The sequence below is a fragment of the Streptomyces sp. cmx-4-9 genome (genome assembly GCF_046548835.1).
Classification (GTDB): domain Bacteria; phylum Actinomycetota; class Actinomycetes; order Streptomycetales; family Streptomycetaceae; genus Streptomyces.
In genome coordinates this window covers 168,935-192,897 of record NZ_JAEBEE010000005.1, presented here as the reverse complement: position 1 = coordinate 192,897, position 23,963 = coordinate 168,935, and the positions used below count along the sequence as shown (strand labels likewise).

Annotated in this window: 23 protein-coding genes; 14 read left to right on the top strand and 9 right to left on the bottom strand. The window is 73.2% G+C overall.

Going from position 1 to position 23,963, the window contains the following annotated elements; all coding sequences use genetic code 11:
- Window positions 1-69 precede the first annotated feature (69 nt).
- The gene (locus ACLJTM_RS17240) at window positions 70-1,179 is read right to left on the bottom strand and encodes a WD40/YVTN/BNR-like repeat-containing protein (protein ID WP_411104483.1); all 1,110 of its coding nucleotides are present in this window, start codon (window positions 1,177-1,179) and stop codon (window positions 70-72) included.
- Between the two features lie 321 nt (window positions 1,180-1,500).
- Here ACLJTM_RS17240 and ACLJTM_RS17235 point away from each other — a divergent pair, with 321 nt between their 5' ends.
- The 7 genes from ACLJTM_RS17235 to ACLJTM_RS17205 all read left to right on the top strand — a co-directional run bounded on the left by ACLJTM_RS17235 (window position 1,501) and on the right by ACLJTM_RS17205 (window position 8,770).
- Window positions 1,501-1,917 (top strand): SsgA family sporulation/cell division regulator, encoded by a 417-nt coding sequence (locus ACLJTM_RS17235; RefSeq protein ID WP_411104482.1) that lies wholly within the window; start codon window positions 1,501-1,503, stop codon window positions 1,915-1,917.
- Window positions 1,918-2,317: 400 nt separating this feature from the next.
- Complete coding sequence (locus tag ACLJTM_RS17230; protein WP_411104481.1) at window positions 2,318-3,958, top strand: ABC-F family ATP-binding cassette domain-containing protein; 1,641 nt, start codon at window positions 2,318-2,320, stop codon at window positions 3,956-3,958.
- A gap of 1,138 nt (window positions 3,959-5,096) precedes the next feature.
- Complete coding sequence (locus tag ACLJTM_RS17225) at window positions 5,097-6,068, top strand: acyl-ACP desaturase (RefSeq protein ID WP_411104480.1); 972 nt, start codon at window positions 5,097-5,099, stop codon at window positions 6,066-6,068.
- Between the two features lie 72 nt (window positions 6,069-6,140).
- Window positions 6,141-6,446, top strand: coding sequence for a hypothetical protein (locus ACLJTM_RS17220; RefSeq protein ID WP_411104479.1), 306 nt, complete (start codon window positions 6,141-6,143; stop codon window positions 6,444-6,446).
- On the top strand, window positions 6,439-7,572 hold the full coding sequence (locus ACLJTM_RS17215) for a hypothetical protein (RefSeq protein ID WP_411104478.1): 1,134 nt from the start codon (window positions 6,439-6,441) through the stop codon (window positions 7,570-7,572). Before ACLJTM_RS17220 ends, ACLJTM_RS17215 begins: the two co-directional genes overlap by 8 nt.
- Window positions 7,569-8,189 carry a hypothetical protein gene (locus ACLJTM_RS17210; protein WP_411104477.1) on the top strand — a complete coding sequence of 207 codons (621 nt, stop codon included), beginning with the start codon at window positions 7,569-7,571 and terminating at the stop codon, window positions 8,187-8,189. The genes ACLJTM_RS17215 and ACLJTM_RS17210 overlap by 4 nt, the downstream gene beginning before the upstream one ends.
- Window positions 8,186-8,770 carry a hypothetical protein gene (locus ACLJTM_RS17205; protein ID WP_411104476.1) on the top strand — a complete coding sequence of 195 codons (585 nt, stop codon included), beginning with the start codon at window positions 8,186-8,188 and terminating at the stop codon, window positions 8,768-8,770. Before ACLJTM_RS17210 ends, ACLJTM_RS17205 begins: the two co-directional genes overlap by 4 nt.
- On the opposite strand, the gene ACLJTM_RS17200 is transcribed toward ACLJTM_RS17205, so the two are convergent.
- Both ACLJTM_RS17200 and ligD read right to left on the bottom strand, forming a co-directional pair.
- Window positions 8,771-9,010 carry a WhiB family transcriptional regulator gene (locus tag ACLJTM_RS17200; RefSeq protein ID WP_411104475.1) on the bottom strand — a complete coding sequence of 80 codons (240 nt, stop codon included), beginning with the start codon at window positions 9,008-9,010 and terminating at the stop codon, window positions 8,771-8,773. It lies immediately after the preceding gene.
- Between the two features lie 85 nt (window positions 9,011-9,095).
- A complete protein-coding gene (gene ligD, locus ACLJTM_RS17195) occupies window positions 9,096-10,115 on the bottom strand; it encodes a non-homologous end-joining DNA ligase (protein WP_411104474.1) in 1,020 nt (339 codons plus the stop codon).
- 75 nt (window positions 10,116-10,190) lie between these two features.
- On the opposite strand from ligD, the gene ACLJTM_RS17190 reads away from it, so the two are divergent.
- The 3 genes from ACLJTM_RS17190 (at window position 10,191) to ACLJTM_RS17180 (ending at window position 12,556) form a co-directional block, all read left to right on the top strand.
- The gene (locus ACLJTM_RS17190; RefSeq protein WP_411104473.1) at window positions 10,191-11,258 is read left to right on the top strand and encodes an ATP-dependent DNA ligase; all 1,068 of its coding nucleotides are present in this window, start codon (window positions 10,191-10,193) and stop codon (window positions 11,256-11,258) included.
- A 153-nt stretch (window positions 11,259-11,411) separates the two neighbouring features.
- Window positions 11,412-12,026, top strand: coding sequence for a helix-turn-helix domain-containing protein (locus ACLJTM_RS17185; RefSeq protein ID WP_411104472.1), 615 nt, complete (start codon window positions 11,412-11,414; stop codon window positions 12,024-12,026).
- Window positions 12,023-12,556 (top strand): NUDIX domain-containing protein, encoded by a 534-nt coding sequence (locus ACLJTM_RS17180; RefSeq protein ID WP_411104471.1) that lies wholly within the window; start codon window positions 12,023-12,025, stop codon window positions 12,554-12,556. The genes ACLJTM_RS17185 and ACLJTM_RS17180 overlap by 4 nt, the downstream gene beginning before the upstream one ends.
- 237 nt (window positions 12,557-12,793) lie before the next feature.
- Here ACLJTM_RS17180 and ACLJTM_RS17175 read toward each other — a convergent pair whose 3' ends face one another.
- From ACLJTM_RS17175 to ACLJTM_RS17165, 3 genes are all read right to left on the bottom strand, one after another.
- Window positions 12,794-14,839 (bottom strand): MDR family MFS transporter, encoded by a 2,046-nt coding sequence (locus ACLJTM_RS17175; protein WP_411104470.1) that lies wholly within the window; start codon window positions 14,837-14,839, stop codon window positions 12,794-12,796.
- A 124-nt stretch (window positions 14,840-14,963) separates the two neighbouring features.
- Window positions 14,964-16,319 carry a 6-phospho-beta-glucosidase gene (locus ACLJTM_RS17170; protein WP_411104469.1) on the bottom strand — a complete coding sequence of 452 codons (1,356 nt, stop codon included), beginning with the start codon at window positions 16,317-16,319 and terminating at the stop codon, window positions 14,964-14,966.
- 99 nt (window positions 16,320-16,418) lie between these two features.
- The gene (locus tag ACLJTM_RS17165) at window positions 16,419-17,288 is read right to left on the bottom strand and encodes a helix-turn-helix domain-containing protein (RefSeq protein ID WP_411104468.1); all 870 of its coding nucleotides are present in this window, start codon (window positions 17,286-17,288) and stop codon (window positions 16,419-16,421) included.
- Between the two features lie 334 nt (window positions 17,289-17,622).
- Between ACLJTM_RS17165 and ACLJTM_RS17160 the strand changes: the two genes are divergently transcribed.
- The 3 genes from ACLJTM_RS17160 (at window position 17,623) to ACLJTM_RS17150 (ending at window position 20,094) form a co-directional block, all read left to right on the top strand.
- On the top strand, window positions 17,623-18,291 hold the full coding sequence (locus ACLJTM_RS17160; RefSeq protein WP_411104467.1) for a helix-turn-helix domain-containing protein: 669 nt from the start codon (window positions 17,623-17,625) through the stop codon (window positions 18,289-18,291).
- A gap of 64 nt (window positions 18,292-18,355) precedes the next feature.
- Window positions 18,356-18,913, top strand: coding sequence for a toxin-antitoxin system, toxin component (locus ACLJTM_RS17155; protein WP_411104466.1), 558 nt, complete (start codon window positions 18,356-18,358; stop codon window positions 18,911-18,913).
- Window positions 18,910-20,094, top strand: coding sequence for an MAB_1171c family putative transporter (locus ACLJTM_RS17150; protein ID WP_411104465.1), 1,185 nt, complete (start codon window positions 18,910-18,912; stop codon window positions 20,092-20,094). The genes ACLJTM_RS17155 and ACLJTM_RS17150 overlap by 4 nt, the downstream gene beginning before the upstream one ends.
- 34 nt (window positions 20,095-20,128) lie before the next feature.
- On the opposite strand, the gene ACLJTM_RS17145 is transcribed toward ACLJTM_RS17150, so the two are convergent.
- Both ACLJTM_RS17145 and ACLJTM_RS17140 read right to left on the bottom strand, forming a co-directional pair.
- Window positions 20,129-20,905, bottom strand: coding sequence for a hypothetical protein (locus tag ACLJTM_RS17145; protein ID WP_411104464.1), 777 nt, complete (start codon window positions 20,903-20,905; stop codon window positions 20,129-20,131).
- 117 nt (window positions 20,906-21,022) lie between these two features.
- Window positions 21,023-21,607 carry a hypothetical protein gene (locus ACLJTM_RS17140; protein ID WP_411104463.1) on the bottom strand — a complete coding sequence of 195 codons (585 nt, stop codon included), beginning with the start codon at window positions 21,605-21,607 and terminating at the stop codon, window positions 21,023-21,025.
- A gap of 140 nt (window positions 21,608-21,747) precedes the next feature.
- Here ACLJTM_RS17140 and ACLJTM_RS17135 point away from each other — a divergent pair, with 140 nt between their 5' ends.
- Window positions 21,748-22,929 carry a cytochrome P450 gene (locus tag ACLJTM_RS17135; RefSeq protein WP_411104462.1) on the top strand — a complete coding sequence of 394 codons (1,182 nt, stop codon included), beginning with the start codon at window positions 21,748-21,750 and terminating at the stop codon, window positions 22,927-22,929.
- Here the strand turns inward: ACLJTM_RS17135 and ACLJTM_RS17130 are convergent.
- Window positions 22,887-23,852 carry a helix-turn-helix transcriptional regulator gene (locus tag ACLJTM_RS17130; protein WP_411104461.1) on the bottom strand — a complete coding sequence of 322 codons (966 nt, stop codon included), beginning with the start codon at window positions 23,850-23,852 and terminating at the stop codon, window positions 22,887-22,889. The genes ACLJTM_RS17135 and ACLJTM_RS17130 overlap by 43 nt on opposite strands.
- Window positions 23,853-23,963 lie beyond the last annotated feature (111 nt).

Genomic DNA, 23,963 nt, shown 5'->3' with positions numbered 1-23,963 from the left:
GGGCCGTGACGCGCGCTGCGCCGGGGCGGGGCGGCCGCGGGCCCGGCTGCGGACCGGCGCGTCAGCCGGTCACGGCCGTTCCAGCCGGGCCACCCGGCCCTTCTCCCCCGCAGCCCAGCAGCCTGCGTCCGGTGTGCAGTCGACGGTGTCGAAGGAGCCGGTGTCCAGCGGCCGCCAGCTGCGGCCCCCATCGGTGGTCACGTCCGTACCCGTCGGCCCGACGGCCAGCGCCGTGCCGCGGGTGTACGGGTACCAGGCCGCGCCCGAGCGGTAGCCCGGCGGCGGGGCCGACGCCTGGCGCCAGCTGCGTCCGGCGTCGGTGGACACGGCCGCCGCCCGCGGCGAGGCTTCGCCCGTCCGGTAGTCGCCGCCGACCGCCAGGCCCGTCGTACGGTCCCGGAAGGCCAGGGCGAAGACCCCGCGCGCCGGATCGCCGGCCGGGACGGTGGAGTCGGCCACGCGCCAGGTCAGGCCGCGGTCCGCGGAGTGCAGGACCCGGGCTGCCGAACCGCCTCCGGTGGCCAGCCAGACATCCCTCGGCCCCGCGCTGACCAGGCACTGGCCACTCGCGGCGAAGCCCGCCTCGCCCGGCAGCGCCTGCGGCATCCCGGCGCCGGGCAGCACCTGCCAGCTCCGGCCGCCGTCCCGGGTGGACAGGATCCGGAACTTCCCGTCCACCGGGTCGCTCACGGCCAGCCCGTTCCGGGAGTCGAAGAAGGTGAGGCAGTCGTAGAAGGCCTTCGGGTCCGGGTTGCGGAAGGTCTCGGTCCAGGTGGCCCCGCCGTCGTCCGTCCGCAGCACCCGGGAGGCCTCGCCCTCCCCGATCGACAGGGCCACCGCGCGGCGCGCGTCGAAGGCTTCGATGTCCCGCAGTTCCAGCTTCTCGGCCACGGCCGTCGGCGGGGAGACGTCCCGCCAGCTGCGGCCGCCGTCCACGGTGCGCAGGACGGCCCCGCGGGAGCCCGCGACCCAGGCCGTCGAGCGGCTGACCGCCGCCAGCCCCCGGAAGCGGGAGTCCTTCCCGGTGTCCTTCAGCGCCCAGTGCGCGCCGCGCAGCGCGGCCACCGCATCCGCCTGCGGCCCCGAAGGGACCGGGGCGGCCGGGGCGGCCTGTGCGGGTGCCACCAGGACCCCCACCGCCAGGACCGCCGCGCACATGCCAACTCCCAGAAGTCTCATGGCGCCGGAAGCTAACGCACCCCGGATCCGCCGTCCAGGGTGCGTCCGAGGCGCCGGCCATGGGGGGGACGCCGCGCTGCGCCGGCGGAGTGAGCGCATATCGGCCCTTCTGCGGTCCCCGGGGATGCCGGGGAACCGGGCGGCTCTCCTTCCACCGCTTCCTCCATACCGTCACTCTGTGCGATCACACGGGCGGGTTCCGGCCAACCGGTGACACAGCTCACGTCCTCGCGCATGCACCGGTTCGCGGATTCGGGCGTCTATCCGGTTGCCGGGCTCCACCCCTCAGCCCGGCAGCAGATCGCCGCAAGGGAGTGTGCCTTGATCACTGTCATCGAGCAGGCCGTTCAGGCCCGTCTGGTCGCCACTGCGCCGAAGGTCGAGACCGTGCCCGTCACCCTCTGCTACGACCGGGCGGATCCGTTCGCCGTGCGCATGGCCTTCCCGGCCCCCGCCACCCTGGAAGGCGTCGAGGTCTCGTGGACCTTCGCGCGCGAGCTGCTGGAGGCCGGCCTGGACCGGCCCTCGGGCGGCGGCGACGTACGCGTACGCCCGTACGACGCCGACCGGACCACGATCGAGTTCCACGCCCCCGAAGGCGTCGCCATCGTGCTGATGACGACGGCCGAACTGCACCGGTTCCTGGAGCGGGCCGCGAGCGTGGTGCCGCCGGGCCTGGAACACCTCTACCTGGACATGGACCACAGCCTCGCCGAGCTGCTGCGCGACAGCTGCTGACGGCCCGGCCGTCCGACCCGCCGACGTGGATCCGTCGGCGATCCGAGGATGAGGGATCCGTCGACGGGGACTCGTCGCCGGGTCGACCCGTACCCGTCGACGGGGGATCTGTCGGCGGGGGATCTGCCGGCGGGGAGACCCGTCGTAAGGAAGCCCCAGTCGACAGGAACACCTGTCGGCGGGAAAACCCGTCGGCGGGTAAATCCGTTTGCGGGCGGCTGCGGTCACCCGTAGCTTCGTAAGCGCCCCATTGCCGTCGAACGGAGCAGGACGTTGCTCGTCTGAGGTTCGAGACACCGACCACCCCGCGGCCTTCCGTGCCGCCGACCGGTCCCACAGGCCGGTTCCGTCGGCTGTCTCCCCGCGTTGCACGCACCATTCACGCAACCTGGAGGCCTCCATGAGTCACGCCCCTACCTTCATCACCTGCTCCTCCCTCTCCTTCGACTGGCCGGACGGCACTCCCGTCTTCGACGGCTTCCAGCTGGCCGTCGGCCCGGGCCGGACCGGCCTGATCGGCCGCAACGGCTGCGGCAAGTCCACCCTGCTGAAGCTCATCGCGGGTGAACTGACGCCTACGGAGGGCCAGTTCACCATCGCCGGCAGTATCGGTCACCTGCCGCAGAACCTGACGCTCGACACCGCGCTGCGCGTGGACGAGGCCCTCGGGATCCGCTCCGCACGCACGGCCCTGCACGCCATCGAGGCGGGCGAGGCGACCGAGGCCAACTTCGCCGCCGTCGGCGACGACTGGGACGTGGAGGAGCGGGCACTGGCCGCGCTCGACCAGCTCGGCCTCGCGCGGATCGGCCTGGACCGCACCGTCGGCGAACTGTCGGGCGGGGAAGGCGTCCTGCTGAGGCTGGCCGCCCTGCTGCTCGCCCGGCCCGACGTCCTCCTGCTGGACGAACCCACCAACAACCTGGACCTGCGGGCCCGGCGGCGCCTCTACGCGGCGGTCGAGTCGTGGACCGGCGTGATGGTCCTGGTCAGCCACGACCGGGAGCTGCTGGAGCGCGTCGACCAGATCGCCGACCTGCGCGACGGCGAAGTCAGCTGGTACGGCGGGAACTTCACCGACTACGAGGAGATGCTCGCCGCCGAACAGGAGTCGGCCGAGCGGTTGGTGCGGGTCGCCGAGGGCGATGTGCAGCGGCAGAAGCGGGAACTGGCCGAAGCGCAGGTCAAATTGGCGCGGCGCAAACGGTACGGCCAGAAGATGTTCGAGAACAAGCGCGAGCCGAAGATCGTGATGGGGGCCCGCAAGCGGGCCGCCCAGGAGTCGGCCGGCAAGCACCGGATCATGCACACCGAGAAGCTGGCCCAGGCGAAGGAGCGGCTGGACCAGGCAGTGGAGGCCGTGCGCGACGATGACGAGATCCGCATCGAGCTGCCTGCGACCCGGGTCCCGCCGGGGCGGCGGGTCCTGACCCTGACCGATCTGCGGCTTGCCCACGGCGCCGCCGCCCCCGGTTCGTGGGAGCTGCGCGGACCGGAGCGGATCGCCCTCGTGGGCGGCAACGGCTCGGGGAAGACCACGCTGCTGCGCACCCTCGCGGGCGGGCTCGCGCCGGAGTCCGGGGAAGCCGTGGCCCACGTGACCGCCCGGTTCCTGCCGCAGCGGCTCGACGTCCTGGACGACGACCGCTCGGTGGTGGAGAACGTGGCGCGGTTCGCCCCGCAGGCCACGAACAACCTGATCCGGGCGCGGCTCGCGCACTTCCTGTTCCGCGGCGCCCGGGCCGACCGCCCGGCCGGCACCCTGTCGGGCGGCGAGCGCTTCCGGGCGACCCTGGCGGCCCTGCTGCTGGCGGAACCGGCCCCGCAACTGCTCATGCTGGACGAGCCGACGAACAACCTGGACCTGGCGAGCGTGCGCCAGCTCACGGATGCACTGGACTCGTACGAGGGGGCGCTGCTGGTGGCGAGCCACGACGTGCCGTTCCTGGAGTCGATCGGCATCACCCGCTGGCTGCTCCTGGACGGCACCCTGCACCCCACGACCGCAGAGGAAGTCCGCGAGACCTTGTGGCCGGAGTAGGCCGCCGTGGCATCGACCCGCTGCCCGATGGCGGAGGGCCGGGCGACGGAGGCCGGGGCCGCCCGGCGGCCGGGGCCGCGCGGCTGGGGCCGAAGGCCGGGCCGCAGGCCGTGGGCCGGGGCCGCACAGGCCGCCCGGCTGGGACCGCCCGGCTAGGGCCGAACGCCGGGGCGCGGGCTTTGGCCCGCTGCCCGGTGGCTGAGGGCCCGGCGCGGGAGGTCGGTGCCTGAGGCCGAGGCCGCCCGGCTGGGCTGCGGGCGCCCAGGAGGCCGAAGGCCAAGACCGCCCAGCCGGGGCCGGGGGCCGAAAGCCGGCCGGGACCGGGGCCGCAGGCCGAGGCCGAAGGCCGGGGCCGGGGCTGATGCTCGGGACCGCCCGGCTAGGGCCGAACGCCGGGGCGCGGGCTTTGGCCCCGCTGCCCGGTGGCTGAGGGCCCGGCGCGGGAGGTCGGCGCCTGAGGCCGGGCCCGCGCGGCTGGTTGCGGGCGCCTAGGGGCCGCAGGCCGGGGCCGCAGGCCGCCCGGCTGGGACCGCCCGGCTGGGGCCGAACGCCGGGGCACGGGCTTTGACCCGCTGCCCGGTGGCTGAGGGCCCAGCGCCGCAGGTCGGCGACTGAGGCCGAGACCGCCCGGCTGGAGCCGAAGGCCGGGGGCGAGGCCGGGGGCGCTCGGTCCCGGCCGGGCCCGCCCGGCTGGGCTGCGGGCGTCCCAAGGGTCGGGGGTCGCCGCGCGGGGTTGACGGGGCGGCGGAGGCGGCCTGGCACGCGTCGCACCGGACCCCGACGGGGCGCAGTCATCGGCCCGGCCACTGCCACCGCCATTGCCGCTGCCATTACTGCTGCGCTGCCGGAATCGGAGGGGGCTGCGGGGCATTGGACGGGCGCCACGGGGCAGGCGCACACCGGCAGAGGCTCCGGCCGGTCTCCGCCGTCAGACGGGATCAGATCCGGCCACAGCCTGCCAGCGGTACGACTTGTGCCGCGCCCCTTCCCCTTTACCCCCCGCTCAAACTGCATAGATAACAGGATGTAACTGGACATAGGCAGGCGTGGGACTTGGCTGGCCTTGATGTCACCCTTAACCTACGACTCCGTAGGCTACGCAACCGTAGGTAATTCGCTTTTGCACCCAGGAGTACCCGTGACGATCACCTCTCCCCACCTCGGCAGCTCGGAGGCGTGGACGGACGCCAAGTTGCTGTTCGCGCTGGAAGAGGTGGTCGAAAAGGAACTCAACCGCCACCTGGCGGTCACCAAGGACTGGATGCCCCACGAGTACGTCCCGTGGAGCGACGGCCGCAACTTCCCCGGTTTCTTCGAGGACGGCGAGGCCTGGGACCCGGAGCAGTCGAAGGTCACCGAGATCGGCAAGATCGCGCTGGTCGTGAACCTGCTGACCGAGGACAACCTCCCCAGCTACCACCACGAGATCGCCTCGCTCTTCGGCCGCAACGGCGCCTGGGGCACCTGGGTGCACCGCTGGACCGCCGAGGAGGGCCGCCACGGCATCGTGATGCGCGATTACCTCCTGGCTTCGCGCGCCGTGGACCCGGACAAGCTGGAAGCCTTCCGGATGGAGCACATGTCGGAGGGCTTCGAGTCCGACAACCGGCACTCGATGCTGCACTCGGTGGCCTACGTCGCCTTCCAGGAGCTCGCCACCCGCATCTCGCACCGCAATACCGGCCACCAGTCCGGCGACCCGGTCTGCGACCGCATGCTGGCCCGCATCGCGCAGGACGAGAACCTGCACATGGTCTTCTACCGCAACCTGCTGGGCGCGGCCTTCGAGCTCGCCCCGGACCTGACCATGCAGGCCGTGCGGGACGTCGTGGTCAACTTCCGGATGCCTGGACACGGCATGCCCGGCTTCGAGCGGATGGCCGCGCAGATGGCCATCGGCGGGGTCTACAACCTGCGGATCCACCACGACGACGTACTGAGCCCCGTGATCCGTTTCCTCAAGATCATGAACATCGACGGCCTCGGCCCGGAGGGCCAGAAGGCCCAGGAGGAGCTCGGGCTCTTCATGAACGGCCTGGACTCCGAAGCCCGCAAGTTCGACGAGCGCCTGGCCGCCCGCGCGGCGCGCATCGCGGCCCGCAAGGCCTGACCGGTTTCCGCTCGCTCGCGCGGGTGAGGCCGATTGCCCTGGCAGAGCCTCGCTCTGCCAGGGTTTCGCGTCATGACCTCGCTCCAGGTGGACATCGACCAGCTGACCCGCTTGACCCGCACCCTGGACTCCTCGCTGGTCTCCCTGCGGGAGGCCCGTCGCGCCCTGGACCACGTACGGGCCGACCAGCTGGGCACCGCCGACCTGGACGCGGCCTGCGACGGCTTCCAGGAGAGATGGGCCTTCGGCGCACGTGAACTGACCCGGCGGGTCAAGGCCGTGCGCGAAGGCGTCGACCGCAGCGCCGCCGAGTACACGGAACTGGAGGAGGCCGTCCGTACGGCGTTCCGCGAAGCGGCGGCGGCCGCCCGTGGCTGAGCACGCCGCGCTGGGCTTCGACCCGGCGCCGGGCGACCCGGGCACGGTACTGGCCCTGGCGAAGAAGCTCACCGCCTCGGCCGCCTCCCTCGGCGAGGCCGCACGCATCGTGACATCGCTCGCCTCCCACAGCGCGGCCTGGCAGGGCGAAGCCGCCACCGCCTTCCGCGCGACCCTGTCCCAGGACCTCCCGCGCCACCTCGGCTCGGCCCACACCTCGGTGGCGGAGGCCGCGCGCCGGCTGGCGGGATGGCACGACACCCTGGTGGCACACCGCGCGCAAGCTGCCCGATACGAGTCCCGGGCCGCAGCTGCCACGACCGAGGAAGCCCTCGCGGACGTCCGCCGCCTGGCGCAGGAACTCGCCTCGGAGCACGCTGCGGCCGCCCGCCGGGTGGCCAAGGCCCTGGACTCGGCCGGGGAACGGCTGGCGCCGAAAGAGCCAGGCGTCCTGGCCTCGATCTGGCACAAGATCACGGACGACCCCGGCGACGCCCTGTCCAACGCCTCCGCCATCCTCGGCGCGATCGGGGCCGGAGTGGCCCTGATGTGCCCGCCGGCGGGACTGGCGGTGATGCTGGTCGCCGGGGGCCTGTCCCTGGCCGCCCTCACGACGCACCTGGCGGACCCGAAGTTCCGCAAGCCGCTGGTGGACGGCGCCACGAAGGGAAAGTTCGACGCGGACTTCTGGAAGAGCGCGGTGACCCTCCTCGGCGACACCGCGGGCTCGGTCCCGGGCGTGGCCGCGGTCGCCTCGGGCGCCAAGGCCGGCACGGCAGCAACCCGCGCAGCCCTGGCCGCCGCCCCCGAAACCAGCGCCCTGGCCGCCCTCTCCCCGGGAGCCTCGGCCTTCCGCAGCACGACCTGGTCGACGGCCGACACCCTGCGACAGGTAGAAAACCCTCTTGCTGCATGGGCGATGCGCACGGCACCGCAGGAAACCAGGGAACGGGTGGGCGTGGCCGTGGCCGGATCGGGTGCCGTCACTGCCGGTCTCGATCTGTTCACCGACGACGAGACGCTGGAACAGGGTTCCGTGGCCGTGGATGGTGCGCGGGGTGTCCTCGACGACGCACCTTCGACAATTGCGAAATCGAGCCAATTCTGGAGGGCGGCGAGGCCATGAGGCATCCGACTGAGCGACCACCCGTCTGGTTCAGACTGCCTCCCGGCTTTCACAGCATCGGTACAGCCGATCGTGATTCTCTGGACGGGTTCGCGCGCGCCTTCGAAAGCGATGCAGCACAGGCTGAACTGGCGCAACTCATGGCTGGGTTGGATCAGCTGGGAGCACTTGACGTCGTCCATACTGCGCTCGGCTTTCACCCAGCCGAGGACGGTGGCGTGTGCACATCCCTGTTCTCCCTCACGATCCTCGCGGCGGACGACCCCAATCCGCGGCTCAGCGTGGCGCGGATTGCATTGAGCATGGCCCGGTCAAGCGCGTGGGAGACGTCGGCGCAGCGCGTCATCGACCTGCCCTCGTCATTGCCGTGCTACCTCGTCGGCGGAACGATCACCGGGCCGGACGGAGAGCAATCACTGTTCCAGGCTCGGGTGGCCACGACGCATCCGGCCGGCTTCCACCTGCTGGTGCTCGACCTCACCAGCCCCGCGTTGGAGCACCAAGAGGCGTACACCGACATCCTGGAGGCGATTGCCCACACGCTCACCTTCACCGATCCCGATCCCTCGCCGGCCACTGCGGCCCCGCGTTCACGCGTCCTGGACCTCCTGCGGTGAGGCAGCTCGCCAAGGTGGCCTGGGACAACCCTTCGACTGTGGTCGGTTACGAGAAACTGGTTCTCCGACGTGCCCGCTCCATTGCCGGTCTGGGCGGCCCACTGGTGGTAGCCGCATCCTGCCTCTTCATCGAGCCTTTGCGGCAAGCGGCTTTCGCCCTCATCCTGTTCTCCGTTGGATTCATCCCGTGGGTGCCCTGGGCAGCCGTTGCGTTCGGCCGGCGCCATCGCGTCAAGGCCGTCCTTCGGGCATATCCCTGGCAGGAATTTCCCTGTCGCTACCCGCCCCGGCCGAACGGTAGCCCCGCCACGATCGTCATCCCGTTCAACGAAAACGTCACTTCTGTCTTGCGCATGGTCCCCTTCCCCGTCGCACTGGCGGAGCGGGAGAACGACCACCCGGACCGGATTTGGTTTGCCGGGGATCCCCGGTTCGGGGGGGTTGTGTCGCCCGTCGGGGGGCACTACCCCGTGCGGGTTGTGCCCCATGTGCCGCGGCGGGAGGAGTGCGGTGGTGAGGGTTTCGGCCTTGCTTTGCGGGTCGGCCTGGTGCGGGAGAGCGGGAAGGCCACGCGGACCTGATCAGTTGCGGCGGAGGGCCTGGCGTTCGGATTCGGAGAGGCCGCCCCAGACGCCGAAGCGCTCGTCGTTGGCCAGGGCGTATTCCAGGCACGCCGTCCGGCCCTCGCAGGCGCCGCACAGGCGTTTGGCGTCGCGCAGGGACGAGCCGGGCTCCGGGAAGAAGAAGCCGGGGCCCGTCTGGGCGCAGAGGGCCAGGTCGTACCAGGCGGGGGCGGCGGTGTCCGTGGTGTTCATCGACATGCCGCAGAGCCTGGCCGCTGCCGATGGACGTCCGATCAACGCCTGATCAACACCGCGCGTCTCCGCCCCGAGAGGTGTGGCGCGGTCAGTCCTCGTGCCGGGCACGGCTCGGCTGGACGCGCTTGGGTTCGCCCGGCATCTTCGGGTAGTCCGGCGGGTAGGGCATGTCGCCCAGGCCGTGGTCCTGCTCCTGGCGGTCGGCCAGTTCCAGGACGGTGTCCAGGGTGAAGGCGTGGTCGTCCATGTCGGCGTGCAGGTCGCCGAGTTCGGCGAAGCGGGCCGGCATCGTCACGATGTCGAAGTCCCGCGGCTCCGCGTCGTCCACCTCGTCCCAGCGCAGCGGCGCCGACACCGGGGCGTGCGGGCGGGGCCGGACGGAGTAGGCGGAGGCGATCGTGCGGTCGCGTGCCGTCTGGTTGTAGTCGACGAAGATCCGCTCGCCGCGCTCCTCCTTCCACCAGGCCGTGGTGACCTTGCCCGGCATGCGGCGCTCCAGTTCCCGGCCGAGGGCGATCGCGGACCGCCGGACCTCGGTGAAGGTCCAGCGCGGCGCGATCGGGACGAAGACGTGCAGGCCCCGCCCCCCGGAGGTCTTGGGCCAGCCGCGCAGGCCCAGTTCTCCCAGCAGGCCGCGCAGTTCGTGCGCGGCGGCCACGGCGTGGTGGTAGTCGGTGCCGGGCTGCGGATCGAGGTCGATCCGCAGTTCGTCGGGGCGGTCGGTGTCCTCGCGCCGGACCGGCCAGGGGTGGAAGGTGAGGCAGCCCAGGTTGGCGGCCCACAGGACGGCTGCGGGCTCCGTCGGGCAGATCTCGTCGGCCGAACGGCCGCTCGGGAAGGCGATGTGGGCGGTGGGGATCCAGTCGGGGAGGTTCTTCGGGGCGCGCTTCTGGAAGAAGGACTCGCCCTCCACGCCTTCGGGGAACCGCTCCAGGGTGGTGGGGCGGTTGCGCAGGGCCCGGGTGATGCCCGGCGCGACTGCCAGGTAGTACTCGGCCACGTCCCTCTTGGTGAGGCCCCGCTCGGGGAAGTACACCTTGTCGGGGCTGGACAGCCGTACCGTCCGGCCGCCCGCCTCCAGCTCGATCACGTTTCCCGCAGCACCCATGTGCGCCACGGTAGGCGGGCCCGGCCGGGCGCGCATACCGGGCGGCTCCGGACGTACCACCGCAGAATCGAAGGCATGGACCTACCGGTGATGCCGCCCGTCAAGCCGATGCTCGCCAAGTCGGTGGCCAGGATTCCGGCCGGGATGCAGTACGAGGCCAAGTGGGACGGCTTCCGCGCCCTCGTGCACCGCGACGGCGACGAGCTGGAGATCGGCAGCCGTACGGGCAAGACGCTGACCCGGTACTTCCCCGAACTGGTGGCGGCGCTGAAGGAGAACCTGCCGGCCCGCTGCGTCATGGACGGCGAGATCGTGATCGTCCAGGGTGGTCGCCTCGACTTCGACCGGCTGACGGAGCGCATCCACCCGGCCGCCTCCCGCGTGAACATGCTCGCGGAGACCACGCCGGCCAGCTTCGTCGCCTTCGATCTGCTCGCCCTCGACGACCGCTCGTACCTCGACACACCGCTCAGTGAGCGGCGAACCGCCCTCACCCATGCCCTCTCCACCGCTCGGCCCCCCGTGCATCTCGCACCCGCGACCACCGATTCCGCGCTGGCGCAGGAGTGGTTCGAGCGGTTCGAAGGCGCCGGGCTCGACGGGGTGGTCGCCAAACCGCTCGACCTCCCCTACCGGCCCGACGCCCGGCTCATGTTCAAGATCAAGCACGAGCGTACGGCCGATGCCGTCCTCGCCGGTTTCCGTTTCCACAAGAGCGGTCCGATCATCGGATCGCTGCTCCTCGGCCTGTACGACGGAAGCGGCGCCCTCCAGCACGTGGGCGTGTGCGCCGCCTTCCCGATGAAGCGCCGGGCCGAGATGGTCGAGGAGCTCGCCCCGCTCCGGATGGCCGACGTCACCGGCCATCCGTGGGCCTCCTGGGCCGAGGAGGAGGCCCACGAGAGCGCGCGGCTGCCCGGTGCGCAGAGCCGCTGGACGGGGAAGAAGGACCTGTCCTGGGTGCCGCTGCGCCCCGAGCGGGTGATCGAGGTGAAGTACGACCACATGGAGGGCGACCGCTTCCGGCACACCGCCCAGTTCCGCCGCTGGCGGCCCGACCGTCAGCCGGAGAGCTGCACCTACGACCAGTTGGAGGAGGTCGTCGGCTACGACCTGGCCGAGGTCCTCGGCTCCCCCGGCTGATCCACCCCCGCGCCGCCCCAACCCCCCGCCGCCCGCGTCCCCGAACCCGCCGCGGACCCGAACCCGCCGCGGACCCGGACCCGTCGCGGACCCGCAGGGGTGGGGAGGAAGGCGGCCTTGACACATCACCTTGCCGGAGCAGCAAATGGAGGAATGGCCACCGATCAGCAGGACGAAGAACTCGCGGGGGTGCTCACCGCCGTCGGGCCGCGGCTGCGCGCCCTGCGCCAGCAGCGCGGCGCCACGCTGGCGCAGCTCGGCGAGGAGACCGGGATCTCCCTGTCGACCCTGTCGCGGCTGGAGTCCGGGCAGCGCCGCCCGACGCTGGAGCTGCTGCTTCCGCTGGCCAGGGCGCACCGGGTGGCACTGGACGAGCTCGTCGGGGCGCCGGAGACGGGGGACCCGCGGATCCGCCCGCGGCCCTTCGTCCGGCACGGCGCCACCTACGTACCGCTGTCGCGGAGCAGTCCCGGCGGGGTGAACGCCTTCAAGACGATCATGCCGCCGCACGAGGGTCCGACGCCCGGGCTACGCGTCCACGAGGGCTACGAGTGGCTGTACGTGCTGTCGGGGCGGGTCCGCCTGCTCCTGGCCGAGCACGACCTCGTACTCGGCCCCGGGGAAGCCGCCGAGTTCGACACGCACACCCCGCACGCCTTCTTCAACCCCGGCCCGCACCCCGCCGAGCTCCTCAGCCTCTTCGGGCCGCAGGGCGAGCGGATCCACGTCCGGGCCCGGCCCGGCCCCCGACCGGAGGGACGGACATGACCGCAGCCGACCGGCGCCCCGCCTACCCGGAGCAGCCCCCGCACCCGGAGCGGGAGCGTCCCGAGCGTGCCGCGCCGCGGCCCCATGCGGTCGTCGGCGTCGGGCTGGTGGTCGTGGACCCCGACGGGCGCGTCCTGCTCGGGCGGGCCCATGACGGCCGCTGGGAGCTGCCGGGCGGCAAGGTGGATCCCGGGGAGGGCTTCGAACAGGCCGCCGCCCGGGAGCTCGCCGAGGAGACGGACCTGCGGGCCGACCCCGACGGGATCAGGGTGGTGTCCGTCCTGGTCGACGCCGTCGCCGGGCTCACCCGGCTGACTGCGGCCGCGGTCACGACCACGGCGCGGGGGACCCCTGCCGTCACCGAGCCGCACAAGATCATCGAGTGGTGCTGGTTCGCCCCGGCGGAGATCCCGGTGGCCCTGTACGCGCCCTCGGCGGCGGTCCTCGGGGTCTGGCGCCCGGACCTGCCGTCGCTGCCGCGCGTGCCCGCGTACGCCTACGCGACCCGGGGCGGGCCGGCCGCCGGCTGAGGCCCCCGGCCCGCGCCACGCCAGCCCGCCCTGGCCCGCGCTGCTGAGCCCCCGCGCCGCGCCAGCCCGCCCCGGACCGCCCCGGCCCGCGCTGCTGAGCCCCCGCGCCGCGCCAGCCCGCCCCGGACCGCCCCGGCCCGCACTGCTGAGGCCCCCGCCGCGCCCGCCCGCGCCCCGCCGCGCCCGCCCCGGCCCGCGCCTGGCCAGTCCCGGTCCGCGATCCGGTGGGGCGGGGGCCTACACCCGCAGCGAGGGCCGCGGGGCGAAGTTCCCGTCGCGCAGGTCCTCGGCCAGCAGCCGCTTCGCGATCGCGTCCGCCGCCGCCCGCAGTTCGGCGCTGCGCGGCCGGCCGCGGTCCTTCTCCAGCTGGTCGCCGAGCCACTGCGCCCAGGCCTGCGAGATGACCCCGGCCTCCCGCTCCCCTGCCGGGGTGAGGGTGAGGAAGGCGTCCTCGCGCGTCAGGTAGCCCTCGTCCACCATCCGCTCGAAGACCGGCAGCAGGACCTCCGGGGGCACCGAGCGCCGCGAGGCGACCAGGCCCAGGCTGGCGTAGCCGACCGTCCGCGTCAGCAGCTCCACCTGCATCACGGCCCAGGCGCCCGCCATGTCCAGCCGGGTGTCCGAGGAGGTCACGATCCCCCGGGCGGTCTCCGGCCCCATGGTCCGCACGAGTTTGCCGACGGCCAGTTCCAGAAGCTTGTCGGAGCCCCCGGAGGCCGTGGCGGGCGAGGCGAACCCGTCGCCCATGTCCGTCGACCCAGCCCGGGCGCTGTCGCGCAGGGGGACCTGCTTGAGGAAGAGCGCGACGACGAAGCCGACCACCGCCACCGGCACCGTCCACAGGAACACCGTCTGCAGGGCCTCGGCGTACGCGTCGACCACCGGGGCGGCCGCCGCCGGTTCCAGGCCGTGCACCCCGGCCGGGCTCTGTGCGGCCGCGCCCAGCGCCGCCGGGTCGGTCCCGGTGGCCCGGGCGGCCTCGCCCACCGCCTTCTGCAGCGCGGGCCCGAGGGTGTTGGCGTAGATGGTTCCGAACACGGCCGTCCCGAAGGCGCTGCCGAGCGTGCGGAAGAAGGTGACGCCGGAGGTGGCCGTGCCGAGGTCGGCGTAGTCCACGGTGTTCTGCACCGCGATGGTCAGCACCTGCATGCACAGGCCGATGCCGGTGCCCAGGACGAACATGTACAGGGATTCCAGCCAGCTGCTGGTGCCCGGCCCCATCAGCGAGAGCAGGTACAGGCCGAGGCCCATCACGGCGCAGCCCACGAGGGGGAAGATCCGGTAGCGGCCGGTCTTGCTGGTGACGTTGCCGCTGAAGACGGAGGCGATCAGCAGGCCGATGACCATCGGCAGGGTCCGCACACCCGAGATGGTGGCCGAGTCCCCGTCCACGTACTGGAGGTAGGTCGGCAGGAAGGTCATCGCGCCGAGCATCGCGAAGCCGACGACGAAGCTCAGGACGGAGCAGACCGAGAAGACCGGGTTGCGGAACAGCCGCATCGGGAGCATCGGTTCGGCGGCCCGGACCTCGGCGAGGCAGAAGAGGGCGAGCGCCACGGCTCCGACCGCGAACAGCCCGATGATCACCGGGGAGTTCCAGGCGTACTCGTTGCCGCCCCAGCTCGTGGCGAGGATCAGCGCACTCGCCCCGACCGCCACCAGCGCGATGCCGAGGTAGTCGATCACGGTCTTGCCGGCGGCGCGGACCGAGGGGATGGTCCGGGCGGCCGCGACCACCACCAGGATGGCGACCGGCACGTTCACGTAGAAGCACCAGCGCCAGCTCAGGGAGTCGGTGAACAGGCCGCCCAGCAGCGGTCCGATGACCGTGGCGACGCCGAAGACCGCGCCGATCGCGCCCTGGTACTTGCCCCGTTCGCGCAGCGGCACCACATCGGCGATCAGCGCCATCGCGGTGACCATCAGCCCGCCCGCGCCGATGCCCTGGACGCCCCGCCACAGGATGAGGAGGGTCATGTTGCTCGCGAGCCCGCACAGGAAGGAGCCGCTGATGAAGATGACCGCCGAGATCTGGAAGATCAGTTTCCGGCCGAACACGTCACCGAACTTGCCGACGAGTACCGTCGAGACGGTCTCCGCCAGCAGGTAGGCCGTCACCACCCACGACATGTGGTCGCCGCCGCCGAGGTCCGCCACGATCGTCGGCAGGGCGGTGCCCACGATGGTCTGGTCGAGGGCCGCCAGCAGCACCCCCAGCATGATCGTGCCGAAGATGATGTTGCGCCGCCGCCGGTCGATGACGGGGGGCGCGGGCGGGGCCATGCCTGCAGCGGGGGCTGTGGTCGCTCTCGCACTCTCACAGCGCCGCTGCCGCCCCGCATGCGCACGGGGCCGTACGAGGGACCCGTACGGCGCCTCCCCGGGCGCAGGGGGCCGGCGCCGGAGGTCAGCGCAGGTGGGCCAGGCCCGGGTGGGCCTGCGCGTAGCCGTCCAGCAGGCGGCGCGCCACAGCCACGGAGTCCACCAGCGGGTGGAGGGCGAAGGCCTTCACCGCGTCGGCCCGGGAACCGCTGGCGGCGGCCGCCAGGACCTCCCGCTCGGCCGCCTTGACCGCGGTCACCAGCCCCACGGCGTGCAGCGGCAGGGGCGCCACGGACACCGGGTGGGCGCCGTTGGCGTCGACCAGGCAGGGCGCCTCGATCACGGCCTCGGCGTCGAGCACGGACAGCGTGGAGCGGTTGCGGACGTTGAGGATCAGCGTGGCCCGCTCGTCGCGGGCGATGGCGCGCATCAGGGCCAGGGCGACCTTCTCGTAGCCGCCCGACTCCAGGTCGCTCTCGTCGCGCTCGCCGACCCCTGCTGCCTCGCGGTTCTCGGCCATGTACGTGGCTTCGCGCTCCGCCCGGGTGCGGTCCCAGGCGGCGAGCGCGGCCCCGGCGGGCAGGGCGTCGCGGGACGCCTCGGCGTAGAAGCCGTGCTGCTGGTCGCGCAGGAACGCGCCGCGGGTCTGCTTCGCCTCCTGGTAGGCCCGTACGGTGTCCCGGTTGAAGTAGTAGTAGTGGAGGTACTCGTTCGGGACCGCGCCGAGGGACCGGAGCCACTGCGCGCCGAACAGCCTGCCCTCCTCGAAGGACTCCAGGGCCGCGGTGTCGGCCAGCAGCCGGGGCAGCTCGTCGCGCCCGGCGATGTGCACCCCCCGCACCCAGCCCAGGTGGTTGAGGCCGACGTAGTCGATCCAGGCCTCCTGCGGGCGGGCGCCCAGCAGCCGCGCGAGGCGCCGGCCGAGGCCCACGGGCGAGTCGCAGATGCCGATGACCCGGTCCCCCAGCGCCTCCGCCATGGCCTCGGTGACCAGCCCGGCCGGGTTGGTGAAGTTGATGACCCAGGCCTCGGGGGCGAGCCGGGCGATCCTTCGGGCGATCTCCCGCACCACGGGCACGGTGCGCAGCCCGTACGCGATCCCGCCCGCGCCCACCGTCTCCTGGCCGAGCACCCCCTCGGCGAGGGCGACCCGCTCGTCGGCGGCGCGTCCTTCCAGGCCGCCGACGCGCAGGGCGGAGAAGACGAAGTCGGCTCCGCGCAGGGCCTCGTCGAGGTCGGTGGTGGCCGTCACGGCCGGCGCGTCGGGCACCCCGGCGGCCGCGGCCTGGTCGGTGAGCACCCGGGCCATGGCCGCGAGCCGGAGGGAGTCCTCGTCGTAGAGGGTCACCCGGGTGACCCGGCCCTCGGCGTGGTCGCCGAGGAGCGCCCCGTAGACGAGAGGTACCCGGAATCCGCCCCCGCCGAGGATCGTCAGCCGCACGTCCAACCGCCCTTCGCCCGCCACCGCACCGCGTCCGTGCCACGATCCGCGGCACGCCCGCCGCACACGGGCGGCGGGGTACCAGTCTGCCCCGGGCGGCTACTCCCCCAGCGGCGGCACGGCCCGCAGCCGGGCGCCCTGCTGCAGCGGAGCGGCCTCGCCCCGGACCGGGCCGGAGGGCAGGCCCTGCGGGGCGGAGAGGACCAGGGTGACGCGCGTCAGGCCCATCCCGCCCAGCATCCGGCTGCTTTCGGCCACCATCCTGCAACGGACCACCCCCCACCGCGGGTCGGGGTGGCGTACGGTGCGCACCGCCCCGTCCAGTTCGGCGGCCTCGGCCCCGTGCGTGCTCAGCCAGTGCGGGACCCCGTACCGGTAGGCCGCCTCCATGAACGGGTCGCGGGCCACCTCCTGGCGGATGCTGCGCAGGCCCTCGTCCTCCGGGGCGTCGGCCAGCGCGGTCGCGAACCGGGCCAGCAGCGGTACGCACCAGGCGGGTTCGTGGTCCTCCAGCACCGCGGCGGCGTCCGGGTGGAACAGCACGAAGCGCAGGAAGTTGTCGTCCGGCAGGGCCGTGGGGTGCGGCCGCACGGACTGGAAGAGCTGGTCGAAGGCCGAGTTGGTCAGCGCGACGTCCCAGCGGTGGTCCACCAGGAAGCTCGGGTAGGGCACGGCCTCCATGAGCGCGGCGTAGTCGCACAGGTAGTCGCGCTGCGCCGGGTCCTCGGGGAGCCGGCTGTCCTCGGCGGCGCGCCAGGTGAGCGGCGGGTCACGGTCCACCATGACGCGGAAGAGCCAGAAGCACTGGCGCTCGCTCATCTCCAGGGCCTCGGCCAGGGCGAGCAGCTTGCGGTCCGTCCACTCCTTGACCAGGCCCCGTTCCCAGTTGCCGTACGCACGCACGCTGATGCGCAGCCGTGCCGCGAGGTCTTCCTGGCTCAGGCCCAGTTCTTCGCGGCGCTGGCGCAAAATCTCCTTGCGTCGCTCCGACCGCACGGCGCCGCGTGCCGACTCATCGCCCGGCAGGCGCTCCTCGCCGGCTCGGGCGAGGCCATCGGACGGGCCCACCGCTGCGAGATGTGGCACCGAGAGCTCCCCCTCCTCACGGTCTGGATCTTCATTTCCTGTGGCGATCCTGCTACCGACTTCATTCGAGTGTCAACTATTGTGGCAATTCCAGCCTGACGACAGCTCATTCCCGCCACAGCTGTGGCAAGTTCTGGTCCTCCGCAAGCGGAGCGGATAGATTTCAGAGGCCGACCACGTGCCCGAACCGACCTCGCGCGATCTAGGAGAACCACTGGTGACAGACGGCTTCCCGGCTCCCGTCGCGGTGGCCCACGCACCCCTGGCCGCCACCGTCATGCGGGTCGCCGAACTCGCGGGCAAGATGGGCCGCGAGCTGAACCAGGTCTTCGACCTGCGGCGGCTCTCGGAGGCCTCCGGCGTGCCCACGGAGGTGGTCAGGACCCTGCTCGACGGACGGCCGGCCGGCGAGCCCGATCTCCAGGCCCGCTTCCTCCAGCGGCTGGACCTGCTCCGCCGCACCCGGGTCAAACCCAACGGCCGGCGGTACACGCAGCAGGAGATCGCCGACGGGGCGGGCATGTCCCGCCAGCAGGCGGGGGCCCTGATCAACGGCGACCGCCGGCCCACCATGGAACACTGCGACGCCATCCAGCGGTTCTTCGGAGTGCATGCGGGCTTCCTGACGGCGCACGACGCGGACGCCCTGACCGATGCCCTCCAGCGGACCGAGCAGCAGCTGCTCCAGGACTTCGCCGGGCGGGCGCGGGAAACCGTACCGGCTCCGGCCGCTTCGGCAGGCGATCCGCTGGCAAGACTCCTCCAGAACCACGGAGTGCGGGGCATCGCCTGGCGCGCTGCCCAACTGCCCAGCGACAAGCACCGGGACAAGGTGACCGAATGGCTGGACATGCTCCTCGAAAGCGTCACACCGAACGAATCCTGACCCAGTCGAAAGTCTGGGTCTGATCCTTGAGACCTGATCCGGATCCGCGCCGACGGGGAGAACGGTGAGCATAGGCAGAGAGCAGCGGCGGTTGTGCGGGGAGCTGGTGGCCGGGATCCGGCTGACCGCCCCCGTGGAACCGGTGGACCTCTACGCTGCCCTCTGCGAGGGCATGAGCAGACACCGTGGCCGCCGGGTGGACTTCCGGATGGCATCGTTCCCGCCGGGCACGGCCAGCGGCCTGTGGCTCGACATGGCGGACCGGGACCTGGTGGTCATCGAGGAGCGCACCGCGCCGGACCACCAGCTCGTGATCCTCGGCCACGAGCTGTGGCACATGAAGGCCGGCCACTGCAGCCACCACGTCGACGGCGCCGCCGTCGCCGCGCGGCTGCTATCCGACGAGGCGGACATCGGCGAGACGGTCCGCCGGGTCGCGGCGCGCACCCGGGCCGACGTGCGGGAGGAGACGGAGGCCGAGACATTCGGTTTACTGCTGGGCAGCAAGTGCAGGACATGGCTGGCCGGATCGGCGAGCCACCGGGCTCCGGCCCAGCGTGACCAGTTGGCGGGCCGCATCGAGGCCTCGCTCGGATACCGGGGGCACAGGAACGACCGTTGAACGGTGAGGACTACTACATACCGGCAGCGGCGATGGCCATCGCCCTCGCCTTCAAACTGCCGGCGCTGCGCCACAACTGGCGCGATCCGCTGCTGCGCTCGGTCTGCGCGCTGCTGACCCTGGCCGGCGCGGTGTTCGCCTTCGCCGCCCCGCCCACCATCGCGGCGGTCAACCGCTGGACGGGCATCGCCAACATCTCCGCCCCGCTGGTGTACTGCCTGATCACCGCGTTCAGCGCCTCCTGCCTGGTCCTGATGGTGAACTGGCGCGGCGGACCGCCGGAGGAGACCCGCCGGATCTCCCGGCGCTGGATCCTGGGCTACGGCACCGTGATCGCCACACTGGTCGTGCTGTTCGCCCTCGGCGACACCCCGACGGAGCGGCTGCGCGACTTCGACACCTACTACGCGAACACGCCGTACATCCGGCAGATGATCGCCATCTACCTGCTGGCGCACCACGTGGCCGCCGTCGTGATGGTCTCCCTGTGCTGGCGCTGGTCCCTGCAGGTCCGGGGCTGGCTGCGGGCCGGCCTGGTGATCATCGTCTGCGGCTACCTCTTCAACCTCAGCTACGACGCCACCAAGATGTCGGCGGTCGTGGCCCGCTGGCTGGGCCACGACCTGGACGACCTCAGCACCTTCGTCGCCCCGCCGCTGGCCTCACTGGGCGCCCTGATCAGCGCCATCGGTTTCGTCGTCCCCCTCGTCTGCCAGCGCCTGTGGGACAGCTGGCACACCTGGCGGACCTACCGGCGCCTCGGCGCGCTCTGGCACGAGGTGCAGATCTCCGCGCCCAGCGGCACCCCGTCCGTCCACATGTCCTGGTGGTCGGCCGCCGAGCTGCGGGTGATCCAGCGGGAGTCGGACATCCACGACGGATTCCTCCACCTGGGGCCCTACTTCGACACGGACCACCGAGAGGACGCCTACCGGCGCGCCGTCGCCACGGGCTCCGACGAGGACACCGCCCGCGCGGTCGCCGACGCCGCCATGGTGGCCGCCGCCGTACGGGCCCGGTCCGCGGACCCCGAGGGCCGGGTCATCGTGGCCAGCGAGGAGAGCGTGCTGGACACCTCCGACGGGCCGCGCGACCTGCTGGGGATCTCCCACGCGCTGCGGCACTCCCCCGTGGTCGCGTCCGTCCGGCACCGGGCCGCATCCTCCGCCGGCCGCCCGTAGCGGCCGGCCGGGGGGGGCGCCCGGTCCGGGGCGGTCAGCGTCCGGCGGCCAGCGCCAGGGCCGGGAACAGGTCCTGGAAGGGGCCGGCCGAATCGATGCCCTCCCGGCCGTAGGGGGCGTCGAAGCTCCACACCATGAACAGCAGGAACACGATCAGGGCACTGAACAGTCCGGCCAGCAGCAGCTCCCGGCCGGAACGGCGGATCTGCAAGGTGAAGATCAGGCCGACGGTGACCAGTCCGCCGACCAGCAGCCCGAACCACACCACGCCCGGCAGCGTCGAGTCGGAGCTCTGGGTCCGCGAGTGCCGGGCGTCGTCGGCGGCGGCGATGTGGTCGAGCAGCGGCTGGTAGGCCTGCGCCTGGAGCTCGGTGGCCGGGCTCTGGTGGGTGACGTCGCTGCGCAGCTTGCCGAGCAGGAGGCCGCCCTCGCTGGACGCCGTCTCGCCCGAGGTCAGCAGCGGCCAGTCCACGGAGACGGTGTGCGCGACGTACGCGTCGACCTCCCCGCGGATGCGGTCGCGCACCGGGGCGGGGTAGACGTCGGCGCGCTGGGTGACCTCGTACAGCGCCTGGGCCTCGCGGCGGACGCTGTCCTCGGCGGCGCCGCGCGCCTCCCAGACGCCCGCGATGGCCAGGCCGAGCACGATCGCGTAGACCACGCCCACCATCATCGTCATGTACTCGATGACATCGGGGGTCTCGCTGGTGTCCTCGTCAGCGGCGGCCCGGCGGTGCCGGATCGTGGTGATGGTGAGGACGACGGCGCAGACGAGCGCCATGGCGATGGCCAGGACCAGCCATTCGGACACGTGGATTCTCCGGTCTGGATCAGTGGATCGATGGATCGGTGGATCGGTGGACGGGGTCTCGGGGACGGGGTCTCGGGGACGGGGTCTCGGGAGGCAGGCAGGGTTGCGGGGCGGGGCTTAGCTGCGGCCGGCGCTGCGACCGCGGGGCCGCAGCGCCGCGGCCGCGAGCACGGCCGGGGTGGTGACGACCACCATGAGCATCACCGTGGACATGCCGCCCGGGCCGCGGCGTGCCACGGCGACCGCGCGGTACGGACGCACGTGGAAGGCGCCGGCGCGCGTCAGGGAGGCCGCGGGCCGGGCCGCGGCCGGAGACGCCGCCGCGGGCACCGCGGGCCGGGCCGCGGGCGCCTGGCCCCGAGCGGCAGCCGCCGGCGCGGGCCGCGGCGGCTCCGGGGCCGCCGCGGGCGGTACGGCGGGGTCCGGTGGGGTGGCGGGCCGGGGCGGCCCGGCGGGGCGGGCGGGTCGCGCGGGACGCCCCGGGTGGTGCACCGTGGGCCCCCCGGGCCCGGCGGTGACCACGGACGGGGCCGGGAGCGAGGCGGTCGGGCGGGCCCCGGGCGGCCGGGGGTGCCCGGCGGGCACGCACACGTCGATCCGGGCTCCGCGGCCGTTGCCGTCACCCGCGACCGCCACGTGGCCGTGCAGCGGGCACATCGCTGCCACCAGACCCGCTCCGGCGAAGACCTGCCAAGCGGTCACGCGCGCCCTCCCGATTCCGCAACACTTGTAGGGGTTACGGCTGAAGAAACGATCACGGCCCCGCTTCGATACGCGGCAGTCAGGTCAAGATGCCGCCCGCGGGGGGTCACTTCAGGCCATCGGCGGCATACTCTGCGCCGATGGACGAGTGGGAGCGCTGGGAGCGGCGGGTACAGACGGCCGCGCACCCCGTCGCGTACCGGCTGCTGAGTGCGGCCGGGGCGCGCGGCCCCGTGGTGCGGGTGCCGCGGGTCGGGGTGGTGGTCAGCGATGCGGGCCTGGCCCGCGAGGTGCTGACGGACCCGGAGCGCTACACGAAGACCGGCCCCGGAGCGGCCGGCGGCCTGTGGACGTCGGTGCTCGGCCCCCGGGTGCTGATCAACACGGAGGGCGCGGAGCACGCCGTGTTGCGCCGCAGGCTGGGCGGGCTGTTCACCCCGGGCCACGTGGCGGCCGTGTGCGAGCGGGTCCTGCGCGCCCCGCTGGCCGCCCTGGAGCAGCGGCTCGCCGCGGGTGAGGAGGTCGACCTGGTACGGGTCGTCCGCGCATGTGCCACCGAGGTGGTCCGCGAGCTGGTCGGGCTGCCCGCGGGGTCGGCGGATTTCACCGAGGCCGCGGCGGTGGTGTCGACGGTCCGGCTCTGGCGCACCTCGCTGACCGGACGCCAGACGGCCCGTGCCCGGGCCGCCCTGGCGAGGCTGAGCGAGGCGGCTGTCGCCGCGTACCGGGCCGGCGACGAGTCCACCGTGCCGGGACGGCTGCGCGCACTCGGCCTGGACGAGGCGCAGGCTCGGGGCGCCGTCGGAGTGTTCCTGCTGACCGGGACCGAGACGCTGGTCTCCTTCATACCCCGGCTGGTCGCACTGGCCCACGACACCGGCCGGGGGCCCGACCGGATCGACGACGCGCTGACGGAGGAGGCCCTGCGGGTCACCTCCCCGACCCCGGTGATGCTGCGCAGCGCGGCCGCCGCCGGGCTGCTCGGGGGCGTACGGGTCGGGGCCGGGGAGCGCGTGGTCATCGCCACCCTGCTGTGCACGCGGGCCTACGGTCCCTTCGCGCCGGACCGGGGCTCCGGCGGGAGGGCTGCGGGCTGCCCCCGACCGGGCGCGCCCGATCCTGCGGAGCTGCGCCGGCTGTGGTTCGGCGCCGGACCGCACTTCTGTCTGGGGATGCCGCTGGCCATGGCGGAGATCCGGGCGGTGGTCGGGGCCCTGCGGGGCTTCCCCGAGCTGGAGGTCGTCGGGCGGCGCCCGGCCCGGGGGGTGCTGATCCCCGGCTACGAGCGGCTGTCGCTGCGCGTCGGAGTCCCCGCGCCGTGATCCGGGGCTCCTCCGGTCCTGCGCCCTGACGCCCGGCCGGCGCCCCCGGCGGTGCGTGCCGCTTCCGCGGCAAGGATGCGCAGGGCCGCCTCGGAGGGCGAACCGGCTGCCGCGGTATAGGTGATCAGGCTCTGGTCCGGGTCGTCGGGCAGGTTCAGGCTCTCGTAGGCGAGGGTGAACTCGCCGACGAGCGGATGGCGCAGGTGGTAGCCGCCGTGGGTCTTCTCCCGTACCTCCTGGGCCGCCCACAGGGTGGCGAACTCCGGGCTGCGCGCGGAGAGTTCCGCCACGAGCGCGGTGAACCGGGCGTCGTGCGGGTGCCGTCCGTGGTCGAAGCGGAGGTAGGCGACGAGGTCCTCGGCCTTGCGCTCCCAGTTGACGAACCGCTCCCGTACCTGCGGGTCGAGGAAGAGCAGCCAGGCCTTGTTGCGGCGCTCGGGGGGCAGTGCCCCGAAGTCGGTGACGAGGGTGGCGAACAGCGGGTTCCAGGCCAGGATGTCGGTGCGCCGGCCGATGACGAAGGCGGGGGTCTGCGGCATGGACTCCAGCAGTCTGCGCAGCCCCGGGCGGACCTCCTGCGCCTGTTCCGGCCCGGCCGCAGCCCCCCGGTCGGCCGCGGGGGCGCCCCCGCGGCCGACGGTGCGGACCAGCCGGGTGAGGTGGGCCGTCTCGGCCGGATCGAGGCGCAGGGCGGTGGCGACGGCGCCCAGGACGGAGTCGGAGACGTTCTCGGCGCGACCCTGCTCGAAGCGGGTGTAGTAGTCGACGCTCACTCCGGCGAGCTGCGCGAGTTCCTCCCGGCGCAGTCCGGGCACGCGGCGGCGGCCTCCGAAGGAGCGCAGTCCGGCGTCCTCGGGCAGGATCCGCGCACGTCGGGACCGCAGGAAGTCGCCGAGTTCCGCCCGGGGGCCGCTCTGGTTCATGCCCCCGAGTTTACGCGGAGGGCCCGGCGGGCCGGGCGCTCGGACACCGCCCCGGGACGGCCCGCACACGCGTGTACGCCCCTGCGCCGTGGTGTGGCGGGCGGCGGGTCG

Coding starts and splice junctions, on each gene's coding strand:
- ACLJTM_RS17240 (WP_411104483.1), bottom strand. CDS start 1,179: ATGAGACTTCTGGGAGTTGGCATGTGCGCGGCGGTCCTGGCGGTGGGG.
- ACLJTM_RS17230 (WP_411104481.1), top strand. CDS start 2,318: ATGAGTCACGCCCCTACCTTCATCACCTGCTCCTCCCTCTCCTTCGAC.
- ACLJTM_RS17220 (WP_411104479.1), top strand. CDS start 6,141: ATGACCTCGCTCCAGGTGGACATCGACCAGCTGACCCGCTTGACCCGC.
- ACLJTM_RS17210 (WP_411104477.1), top strand. CDS start 7,569: ATGAGGCATCCGACTGAGCGACCACCCGTCTGGTTCAGACTGCCTCCC.
- ACLJTM_RS17200 (WP_411104475.1), bottom strand. CDS start 9,010: ATGTCGATGAACACCACGGACACCGCCGCCCCCGCCTGGTACGACCTG.
- ligD (WP_411104474.1), bottom strand. CDS start 10,115: ATGGGTGCTGCGGGAAACGTGATCGAGCTGGAGGCGGGCGGCCGGACG.
- ACLJTM_RS17190 (WP_411104473.1), top strand. CDS start 10,191: ATGGACCTACCGGTGATGCCGCCCGTCAAGCCGATGCTCGCCAAGTCG.
- ACLJTM_RS17185 (WP_411104472.1), top strand. CDS start 11,412: ATGGCCACCGATCAGCAGGACGAAGAACTCGCGGGGGTGCTCACCGCC.
- ACLJTM_RS17180 (WP_411104471.1), top strand. CDS start 12,023: ATGACCGCAGCCGACCGGCGCCCCGCCTACCCGGAGCAGCCCCCGCAC.
- ACLJTM_RS17175 (WP_411104470.1), bottom strand. CDS start 14,839: ATGGCCCCGCCCGCGCCCCCCGTCATCGACCGGCGGCGGCGCAACATC.
- ACLJTM_RS17135 (WP_411104462.1), top strand. CDS start 21,748: ATGGACGAGTGGGAGCGCTGGGAGCGGCGGGTACAGACGGCCGCGCAC.
- ACLJTM_RS17130 (WP_411104461.1), bottom strand. CDS start 23,852: ATGAACCAGAGCGGCCCCCGGGCGGAACTCGGCGACTTCCTGCGGTCC.